Source organism: Streptomyces sp. XY431 (assembly GCF_001279805.1).
Taxonomy (GTDB): domain Bacteria; phylum Actinomycetota; class Actinomycetes; order Streptomycetales; family Streptomycetaceae; genus Kitasatospora; species Kitasatospora purpeofusca.
Genome location: NZ_LGDO01000252.1, coordinates 1 through 1,477 on the forward strand (window position 1 = coordinate 1; position 1,477 = coordinate 1,477).

The window sequence follows — 1,477 nt, forward strand, 5'->3', positions numbered from 1 at the left end:
GCCCCCAAGCCGCCCGCCGACCCCGACGACGGCCCCGACCCGGGCCAGTGGACGGTGCCGCCCCGCCCGGCCCCGAGCCTGCCGCCGCGCCCGGTCTCCTGCCCGTCCGGCCAGGTGGCGTCCTGGGACGGCTGCCACCCGCTGCCCCCGCCGGTCACCCTCTCCTGAGTCCCGCCCTCTCCTGAGCCCCGCCGCGGGTCCGCCCGGGGTGCCGACCGCCGGATTCCCCTCCGGCGGTCCTTGATCGACCATTAGTTGAATGATAAATTAACTCCGACGCCAGGGCCCGACCCCGAGGAGTACGCCATGACGACGACCTCCGTCGCCGACAACCCCGAGAAGTCCCGCTACGAGATCACCGCCGACGGCGAACTCGCCGGTTTCGCCGAGTACTTCCGCCACGATGACGAGATCGCCTTCATCCACACCGAGATCGACCCGCGCTTCGGCGGCCAGGGCCTCGGCGGCATCCTCGCCCGCGCCGTGCTCGACGACGCCCGCGCCCGTGCGCTCGCCGTGCTGCCGTACTGCCCCTTCATCCGCGGCTGGCTGACCAAGCACCCGGACTACCACGACCTCGTCCCGGCCGCCCAGCACGAGCGGTTCGGCCTGTGACCGCCGAGGCCGCCGGGGGAGCCCCGGACGCCGCGCCCGTGCCGTCCGTGCAGTCCGTGCACGCCGTCGAGCCGGCCCAGTCCGCCGAGCCGGCCGAGTTCGTCCGCTCCGCCGCCGCCGTCGCGACCAGCACCGCCGACGACTACCACGTCGACATCCGCTCCGGCCGCCACCGGCTCGCCGCCGACGAGCCCGAATCGGCCGGCGGCGCCGACACCGCCACCACCCCGGTCGGCCTGCTGCTCTCCGCCCTCGGCTCCTGCACCGCGATCACCCTGCGGATGTACGCCCAGCGCAAGCAGTGGCCGCTGACCACCGTGCGCGTCCACCTCGGCTACGAGAAGGGCCCCGAGAAGGCCGTCCGGATCACCCGCCGGATCGACCTGATCGGCGACCTCGACGAGGCGCAGCGCGCCCGCCTGCTCGACATCGCCGACCGGACCCCCGTCACCCGGGCCGTCTCCGCCGGCACCCCCATCGTCCCGGCCGCCCCGCGCACCGCCAACGGAGTCCACCATGCCTGACGCCGACAGCCCCAACCCCTCCGTCCGCGGCGGCCGCGCCGACACCCCGGGCGGCCCCGTCCACGAACTCCTCGCCCCGCGCGAGGCCGCGCTCGGCGGCAGCACCGTGGTCCGCCGTCTGCTCCCCAACCTGGGGCGGCGGATGGTCGGTGCCTGGGCGTTCGTGGACCACTACGGTCCGGACGACATCGCGGACGAGCCGGGCATGCAGGTGCCGCCGCACCCCCACATGGGCCTCCAGACCGTGAGTTGGCTGCACGCGGGCGAGGTGCTGCACCGCGACAGCCTCGGCAGCCTGCGGACCGTCCGCCCCCGCGAGCTGGGGCTGATGACCTCCG

The 1,477-nt window shown here is 75.1% G+C and carries 3 protein-coding genes; all 3 read left to right on the forward strand.

The window, feature by feature from the left end; all coding sequences use genetic code 11:
• The first annotated feature begins 306 nt into the window (after nucleotides 1-306).
• On the forward strand, nucleotides 307-615 hold the full coding sequence (locus ADK60_RS22580) for a GNAT family N-acetyltransferase (RefSeq protein ID WP_053648462.1): 309 nt from the start codon (nucleotides 307-309) through the stop codon (nucleotides 613-615).
• Nucleotides 612-1,139, forward strand: coding sequence for an OsmC family protein (locus tag ADK60_RS47775; RefSeq protein WP_199839722.1), 528 nt, complete (start codon nucleotides 612-614; stop codon nucleotides 1,137-1,139). The genes ADK60_RS22580 and ADK60_RS47775 overlap by 4 nt, the downstream gene beginning before the upstream one ends.
• A partial coding sequence (locus ADK60_RS22590; RefSeq protein ID WP_199839723.1) for a pirin family protein occupies nucleotides 1,132-1,477 on the forward strand: 346 nt, incomplete at its 3' end. The genes ADK60_RS47775 and ADK60_RS22590, both read left to right, overlap by 8 nt.